Below are 7,822 nucleotides of genomic sequence, written 5' to 3' on the forward strand. Positions count from 1 at the left end.
GTTGCTGTGACACTGGGGGAGGGCAATTGGCGGGCTACTTCGGTGGTGACCCGGAGCAGATGCGGACACTTGCCAAGACCTTCGATCAAGTCGCGAGCCGACTGGAAGCCATCGGCAGCGAGGTCAGTGGACGGCTGTCGGCGACTCCGTGGACCGGCCCCGACGCTGAGCGCTACCGGTCGCAGTGGCAGGGACAGTCCATGGCCAAGGTCCGCAGTGTCGTCAGTGCGCTGCGCGAGGCGTCGGCGTCATTGCAGCGCAACGCATCCGAGCAGGAGACGGTCAGTTCGGCCGGGGGCGCGGCACGTGTCTCCGGCGGTGCCCGCAGCGGGCCGACGTCGTCGGGGACGAATCCGTTGGTGGCCGCACATAAGTGGCTCGGCTCATCGACCATCTGGCCGATCCAGAACAGCACGCTGTTCTACGACACCCCGCTGTCGAAATACGTGCCATTGGTCGACGCCGTCGGCTTGGCGGCCGACACCGATATGGCGCCCGAGGACAAGCTCAGGGATGCGGGTGGGCAGCTTACCGACCTCGGCGGGGGTCTGCTTCGTGAGGTGGATGGGGGCAAACCGAGCCTGAACCCCCTGTACCTAGGTGGTGTCACGGTCTCGCAATGGGGCGATGTGATTAAAGAGGGATCCAAGATGGATTTGAGTGCGTCGGCCCTCCAGTCGAACGCCCATTTCATCGCGTCCAACCCGGGTGGGGCCTTTGATGCAGCTCGCGACGCTGTCGTGAACTACATTCCCAAGGCCGTATCGAACTGGTTCTGAGGCGGATATCGGTGGACGAGCCCGTATTGCTAACCGAGGATGAGATCGTCGCACTGAGTGCGGTCGACGGCCGACCGTGGCCGCTGGGTTTGATCACGGTCGGCAGCACGGCCGATGAGTTGACGCAGGCAGGGCTGCGCGGCATCCGGTCACTGTCGGTCCGGCGACTGATCGCCGACTCGGCCGAGGGCCAGCGTCGCCCGGACCCAGACCTGTCAGGCGAGGTGGCGGCATTCATCTCCGCGGAGGAACGGGTCGGTGCGCATATCGCGCCCGCTGCAAACCCCGACGTGTTGGCCGGCGCATCCATCACCGCCGCGCATACGACCGACGGCTGGCTACTGGACGCGGCGACCGCGGACGGCGTGCACGCGCTGCGAAGGGTGTCGTCCGACGAGGCGCAGACGGCAGTCGTCGACTTCGTCGAAGCAGCAATCGACGAGGCGCGCCTCGGCGTCACGTGCGTACTGCGGCACGGGGCGGACGGTGAGAACGCCACCGTAGTAGCGGAGAGATCGGGATGGAACCCGAACTCGGTAAAGGATGCGTTCAGCGCACTCGATTGACGGCCGCGAATCTTTAACGGCGCGCCGCTTCTCGCCGTTCGCGCGGTTGTTTGCCTGGATGACTGAATGAGGCGATGTCAGTCGATGGAACGACACCGCGCTGCCCAAGAGCCTGGCTAATATCGACGCATTCGACAGTTGCTGTGGGCAGTTGCTCACAGCGTTCACCCAGGGGGCACGATGAACTGCACGGTACGACTCGGTCTCTGCGCGATGATCGCTGGTGCTGCGGCCAGCGGAATGGCGTCGGCCGCCGCCGAGCCGAATGGTGTGATCGACTGCGGAACCGTCACGATGCCGAGTGGCAATATCGCTAAAGCGCTCTTCGTTCGCGCGTCCGAAGGGCCCTCAGGACAATGGAATTGCGATTACGCGACACGCACCGCCCTCGACGGATTCAAACAGACAATGGCGCAGGAAGCCGGCGGCGTGAGCATCGGTGACGTGGAGTGCATGTCCGGGCCGGATCAGTATGGGCCGTTCGCTGCGTCATCGTATTTCTTCACCTGCACCGATCCGATGGGCTCTGGGGTCGGACTTCGTACGCCGTGAATCCATATCGTGTCCTTGGCACTGCCATCGCGGTCGGCTGTCTCCTGTTGGCCGGGTGCAACGCACGGGACCAAGCGCCGGGTACTTCAGAAGCAGGGGGCACACAACCGCCGGTGCCGACGGTCCTGATCGTCGACGCGTCGGGATCGATGAACGAGACGGACGCTCCGGGACCGCGCATTGACGCCGCGAAGGCGGCTGCGGGCGCCTTCGTCGACGCGATGCCCGACGTCGCCACGATGGCACTGATGACCTACGGCACCGGCACAGGTTCGACCGAGGCCGAGAAGGATGCCGGCTGCCGGGACGTGAGAACGCTTGTCTCGCTCGGTCGTTTGAACCGAGACATGATGAGTTCACAGATCTCGGGGTTACGCGCCTCGGGGTACACGCCGATCAGCCTCGCTCTGCAGAGCGCGGTCTCGCTACTTCCCGCCGACGCTTCGCCGCAGGCCATCGTCTTGGTGTCCGACGGCGAAGACACTTGCGGAGCGCCGCCGTGCGACGCGGCCGCCGAAGCGAAGAGGACGCATCCCGGTCTGACCATCTCGACGATCGGCTTCAAGACAGAAGGCGAGGCCAGCGCGCAGCTGAGTTGTATCGCCTCGGCGACAGGAGGACTGTTCGTCCAGGCGGGCAATGCCAATCAACTGGCGGCTCGACTGACCGCGGTGCAGAACGTGAACCAGGCCAAGGGGTCGCTGACATCGTCGGGAATCGGCGACATCGCGCTGGGCATGACCGCCGCCGACATCCGCAAGCTTCATGATGACTTCCCCGGTGTGGGGTCGACGGGTTTGGTTACCGTGGTGTACGTCGACTGCGACATGACGTTCGTCGACGGAGTGCTGAATTCGATTGCCCCGCACGACGGCGGCCGCACCATCGACGGCGTGAGGCCGGGCAGTTTGATCGGCAAGGCCGTCGAGCTGTACGGCAAGCCGATGACGACCGAGACGAACAGCGACGGCAGCCACAGCGTCATCTTCAGCGCCGACGAGAAGTCCGACGTCGGCTACCGGATCCTGGTGGACCGCTACGCCGTCGGCGACGACGGAACCATCTCGGGTCTGGTGAAGACGATCGTATTGTGCCGGTGCGCGCCGCATGCGAGTGTGAGCATTGGTCCAGAACCCGGGTCAGGATCTCCAGGGTCCGGCCCGGACGTGATCGTGCTGAAACCCGTTGATGCGCAGGGCAACGTCCAGGCCGGATGGACCAAGGATGACAGCCGTCGCGACGAACCGATCGATTGTGCGCTGGCAGGAATTGCGTCACCTTCGCCATACGACGTCGACCAAGACGGTGTGAGATGGTGTGGCATCACCGCCGACTCCGGAGACGCGTGCTGGCCAACGGCTGACGGTGCCTACGTGTTGTGCCTGATGGATCCGATGGACAAGACGCTGCAGTTGATCGCCGCCATCGGCTTGTCGGTGCCACCAGAACCGCTGAACGAGGCCATACGGCCCTTCGGGTTGCTCCTCGACGACGGAACTCAATGCCGGGCGCGCATCGGCGGTGCGTGGCCGTCCCCGGTAGAGCAGCCGGACTGGGTCGGTTTCTACGGCTGCAAAGGGCAGGGCTTCAGTGCCGTTTGGGCGCCCGCCAGCAACGGCTCCGACCATTCGGGCATCACCAAGGGGCCTGACGGATGGACGGTATGGGTGGGACCGGAGGACGGTCACCTGGAGCAGCACAAGGTGAAGACGGCGTACTTCGTGGGTATGGCATGAAACCGTTGGTGGCGTTGGCTTTTGGTCTCGTTCTCGCGGCCGGGTGTTCGGGCGGCGGCGGAAGTAATAGTTCGGGCTCGGGGGTAGACGGTGGCCCGGCGCCTAGTGCGACGAAGTCCGCGGTCGCCGATCCGTGCGCGGGCGGCCCGCCGGGATGCGCGACCGTCGGTAAAGCCGACGTCGACGGCGACGGTGGTTTGGACGTCATCGGCGTGATCGTCGACCGCCAGCCGCCGTCAAGCCCGAATGTGGTGAACGGCCCGGCGAGCGTGACGGTTCGGGTCGCGACGGCGGGCGGCACGCAGGAGATGCGAGTCGACAGCATCACCGGCATGCTGCCGGGTGGGGGTACTGCGCAAGACGTGTTCGCCGGCGCATTCCTGATCAGCAGACCGCAAGGCGCGGATCTGGTGCTGCATACGGATCTTGGCGCCGGGAACGCGGATCAGTTCGCGGTGATCGGTTGGCGCGGTGGCGGATTGACGCGCATTCCACCGCCACCCGTCGCGCAAGGAAACTTCGGCGACGCCGCGTACTGGGTGATGATGGAATCGCACGGCTCAATGGCATGGGCGACCTGCGACGGCGACGCGTCGATCACGCTGGTGAGTCAGTCCGCGCCGACCGCCGAGGGCATACCCATTCCGGGGGGCGGCCTCCGCGAGTCGGATCACTGGAAGTTCGTGAACGCGGCGTGGACGCCGATGGGGTCAGAGAACGTTGCGGACGACTCCAATCCTTATACGGACGAGCAACAACCGGTGTTTCGGTGCGAGGACCAGCGGCGGTGACGGCCGGTCCGGCGTGATCAGCCGAGCGGAGTCACGGTGAAGTCGGCGAACTCGGCGGCCCCGGCCCAGACGCGGATGAACGGTTGACCGCATTGGTTCCGTACCGGTGTCGTCGCCACCGTACGACCGTCGACCGACAGCGTTCGTGAATCTTTGTTGAAGACAACGTCGACCTGATGCCACTCATGATCCAGGGTCGCGGCGACCAGGCCGGTGTCGGAGTCGCTGGGATAGACCGCGCTGCGATAGCCACGCTGGCCGAAGTCGAACTGGAAGGCCATGCCGGCCAGCTCGGCGTCGTCGCGGTTGCCGGACCCCAGAGTGCCGATCCCGATGCCGAAACCGCCTGGGACGCCGACAATATGGGAAATGTCGCGGACTCGGCCCACGATGCGCATCGCACATCCCGTCGTCATCGGTGAAATCAACCCGGACCACTTGGTGCGCCAGGTATCGGTCGTGTCATGGGTGTCCAGCCGCACCGACTCATTGTCGTTGCTGAACGTCGCCTCGACGTCGCCGAACCCGTTCCACGCGGCGAAGTTGATGTAAAGCGGAGTGTGACCCCAGTCGGGCCTGACCGTAGGCCCAGAGCTGCCGTTGTCGGTCGGTGGAAGGGGTTTGATTTCTGGCTGTGTGTTGATACCCGCGAGGGGTGAGATGCCGAGAAGGACCACGAAGCCGAGCGTGACCACGACCGCGAATGCGACGCTGCCGAAGACGACACCCTTTGTCGGTTTCCACCATGGGCGACCCGACGGAACCTCCTGCGGACGCTCGGCGTAAGCGAGCGCCTCGTCGCGAGGCTCGTCCGATACCCAGAACTGCCAGCCGGGCGGCGCGGGCGGCCACGACGGGTCAGGGACCCAGTCGGCCGACGGGGTCCAGCCGTTCGGTATGGGCCACTGCGGTGGCGGATTGAACTTTGTCTCTACCAATGACTCACCCCGGTGGTTACTGCCTTTGCCGACAGCATCGTGGCACGCCGATGCGAGTTTGCGCAGCGGGTCGCACGGAATGTCCTCCGTTCGGACTAATAGCGGCGATCACCTGCGCAGGCCTCGGCATGACGTGCTAAATACGTACCATGAGTAACCCGTTGCCACCGAGCAAATACGGAGCTGGCTACGTCTACGGCCGGGGCAGCGCTGCTGCGCCGGCTAAGCCGCAGGCCGTGCAAGCATCTCCAACGCCCAAGGCTCCTGAGCGACGAGCGCCACGTCCCGAGCCTCGTGTCCCCGACCAACGGCCTCCAGTTCTGCACGAGCCTGCCGCGACGCCGATTGCCCCCGCGTTCACTGCCTCGCCGCCGCCACCTCCAGCGCCTCCAACGGCCCAGCCCGCCGCAGCAGTGCCGACCCCGGCGGCGTACGCGCCAGGAGCGCGCCCGAGCGGCACAACCGCCATCGCCGCAGGGGTGTTGGCACTCTTGATCGGCGCCTATCGCGCCTTCCAGACCTACGGTTACATTGCCGCTGCCGCCATGTTGAGCGGAATACCTCGTGAGTTCTCGTCCTCCATCCACGGCACGCAGGCGTTCGTGACCGTCGCAGCGATCATGTCCGCTGTCGGCACCCTGGCGTTGGTCGTCGGCGCCATCAAACTGCTCAACCGGGGCCTGGGCGGCCGTGGCCTGATTACCCTCGGCTGCTTGATCGGAGTTGCCGACGTCGTGGTGACCTGGATAGCGGTTTACGGGTTCATGCAAGGCATATCGGGCTTCTATGGGTCGCTGGGCGGCTCGCCCGACAGCCTTTTCTCGGCCGTACTCAGTGAGCAGCTGCCATTCATAGTGTTGAACATTGCGATCAGCGCCGGAATACCGGTGCTGACGATAATCCTGGCGTGGTCGGCGTCGACCCGACGCTGGTGCGAAGCGCGACACTTTCCCGTGCCACCCGCCGGTGCGGTAGCCACCACCACACCACAGCCGGACGCCACACTGGCCCCGGACGCGCAACCACACGCCGAATACCAGCGCCAGGCCGCTCAGCATTTCGGCGCCGAATATCCCCGTCGCACCACCGGTTGGGGCCAGAGTTCGTATCTCACGCCGCCGCCCGCGGCCAGCCGTCCGGCATACGCATCGCAGCCGCAAGCCGGGGCGAGGGAGTCCTTCGACACCCGGCTGATGGAGAAGGGCATGCGCGGCGAGCTGTTTCAACAGCCTTGGTTTCACAAGTTCCGCAACGAGTCGCCCGATCAGTTCGTCTACATCACCTACGGCGGCGGCATCCTGATTTCTTTTCTGCTGTATCTGATTCCGTCATTGCTCTTCTCGACGGTCATGACCGACGCGCTCTGGCTGGCGATCGGCTACCTGTTCTTCGCTCTTGGGACGAAGCTGGCTCACCAGTTCCTCGTGTTCGGCATCTGCATCGTCGGCGCGGTGGTGATGGTTCTGCGGTGTTGGTCGGTGGTGTCAGCGATGGCGATCACCAGCAGCTATGGACGGCTGATCGGCGTGGGCGTCGAACCAACCGCTCTGCTGGTTCTCGACCTGCTGTTGAATATTGCGGTCGGTGCACTGCTCGGCTACATCGGAGTCCATGTGCATCGAGAAATGCAACGTCTTTCTGCGCCGTAAGTGTGCTGGCGTCGGCCGCTCGTCGACAATGATCAGGTGTGGATGATCGGCTACCGTGATGCGGGCACCTGCATCCGCTGAGGTCGACGATGCGGCCCGACGGAGTTCTCTCGGAGAAGGTGTCACGGAGCAGCAGATGATCTTCCCGACGCACGGGCCGGTGACCGGCGACAGCTGTCCCCCCGCACCCACAATGTTCCGAACCGCTGCAACCGAGCGTCGACGAAAATCCACCGCCAGCAGCCGTCTGCGCGGCTCCGGGTTGCGAGATGCCGCGTCCGTGTCCGCTGCACCCGCTCGGCGGCGTCACCGTCGCGCGCGAGGTGGCGGCCCATCTCGCGAAACGGCGGCCGTCGAGGTGTTCTGGGCGATGCCGTGGAAGGCGTCGACGTCGCGGCCGATGGGAAGGATCCACACCAGCGTGGCCGCCAGCGCCCCCGAAACGCCGATTGCATTTGTGGCCAACCGCGCGGCGGTGGTCCTCTCGAGCCAGCACTACGCGATGACCAACGCAATCATCGCCGCCGTGCCGTAGAGCAGCGTGGTGGCGATGATTGCGGCGTTCCACGGCAGAAGCAGCGCGATAACGAGCAGCGCGACTGCGACTGCGTCGCGCACGGTGTTGGCGCGGGCGGGCACGTAACCGACTCGGGGCGACCGGGCGACGACGGCCGCGGCGGGGGGCGCCACCACGGCGGTGTCGGGCGCGTCGTAACGCTGGTCGCTCACGTGACGATTTCCTCTCCAGAGTGACGGTTCGAGTCGCTGCCACCCCAGCGTGCCATTTTCGCATCCGCGCACAAGCAGTTCG

The 7,822-nt window shown here is 65.3% G+C and carries 8 protein-coding genes and 1 pseudogene; 6 read left to right on the forward strand and 3 right to left on the reverse strand.

The annotated features are described in order from the left end of the window. Nucleotides 1–26: 26 nt before the first annotated feature. The 5 genes from QOC76_RS25425 to QOC76_RS25445 all read left to right on the forward strand — a co-directional run bounded on the left by QOC76_RS25425 (nt 27) and on the right by QOC76_RS25445 (nt 4,424). On the forward strand, nt 27–779 hold the full coding sequence (locus QOC76_RS25425; RefSeq protein WP_526361657.1) for a WXG100 family type VII secretion target: 753 nt from the start codon (nt 27–29) through the stop codon (nt 777–779). Between the two features lie 11 nt (nt 780–790). Next, the gene (locus QOC76_RS25430; protein ID WP_526361659.1) at nt 791–1,345 is read left to right on the forward strand and encodes a hypothetical protein; all 555 of its coding nucleotides are present in this window, start codon (nt 791–793) and stop codon (nt 1,343–1,345) included. Between the two features lie 240 nt (nt 1,346–1,585). Then, nucleotides 1,586–1,897 (forward strand): hypothetical protein, encoded by a 312-nt coding sequence (locus QOC76_RS25435; protein WP_526361661.1) that lies wholly within the window; start codon nt 1,586–1,588, stop codon nt 1,895–1,897. 113 nt (nt 1,898–2,010) lie between these two features. Next, nucleotides 2,011–3,633, forward strand: coding sequence for a vWA domain-containing protein (locus tag QOC76_RS25440; RefSeq protein ID WP_526361663.1), 1,623 nt, complete (start codon nt 2,011–2,013; stop codon nt 3,631–3,633). After that, nucleotides 3,630–4,424 carry a hypothetical protein gene (locus QOC76_RS25445; protein ID WP_526361665.1) on the forward strand — a complete coding sequence of 265 codons (795 nt, stop codon included), beginning with the start codon at nt 3,630–3,632 and terminating at the stop codon, nt 4,422–4,424. The genes QOC76_RS25440 and QOC76_RS25445 overlap by 4 nt, the downstream gene beginning before the upstream one ends. 17 nt (nt 4,425–4,441) lie before the next feature. Here QOC76_RS25445 and QOC76_RS25450 read toward each other — a convergent pair whose 3' ends face one another. Beyond that, complete coding sequence (locus QOC76_RS25450) at nt 4,442–5,362, reverse strand: hypothetical protein (protein WP_526361667.1); 921 nt, start codon at nt 5,360–5,362, stop codon at nt 4,442–4,444. A gap of 479 nt (nt 5,363–5,841) precedes the next feature. On the opposite strand from QOC76_RS25450, the gene QOC76_RS25455 reads away from it, so the two are divergent. Further along, nucleotides 5,842–7,011, forward strand: a complete 1,170-nt coding sequence (locus tag QOC76_RS25455) for a hypothetical protein (protein WP_526361669.1) — start codon at nt 5,842–5,844, stop codon at nt 7,009–7,011. Between the two features lie 330 nt (nt 7,012–7,341). Here QOC76_RS25455 and QOC76_RS25460 read toward each other — a convergent pair. Both QOC76_RS25460 and QOC76_RS25465 read right to left on the reverse strand, forming a co-directional pair. Further along, a pseudogene (locus tag QOC76_RS25460) lies at nt 7,342–7,503 on the reverse strand (DUF7937 domain-containing protein); the annotation flags it as partial. A 3-nt stretch (nt 7,504–7,506) separates the two neighbouring features. Further along, a complete protein-coding gene (locus tag QOC76_RS25465) occupies nt 7,507–7,740 on the reverse strand; it encodes a hypothetical protein (RefSeq protein ID WP_526361671.1) in 234 nt (77 codons plus the stop codon). Nucleotides 7,741–7,822 lie beyond the last annotated feature (82 nt).

Source organism: Mycobacterium sp. (genome assembly GCF_032159565.1).
Classification (GTDB): Bacteria; Actinomycetota; Actinomycetes; order Mycobacteriales; family Mycobacteriaceae; genus Mycobacterium.

Bases quoted from the DNA above. Each gene is read 5' to 3' on its own strand.
- QOC76_RS25445 (WP_526361665.1), top strand. From the start codon at position 3,630: ATGAAACCGTTGGTGGCGTTGGCTTTTGGTCTCGTTCTCGCGGCCGGG.
- QOC76_RS25435 (WP_526361661.1), top strand. From the start codon at position 1,586: ATGGCGTCGGCCGCCGCCGAGCCGAATGGTGTGATCGACTGCGGAACC.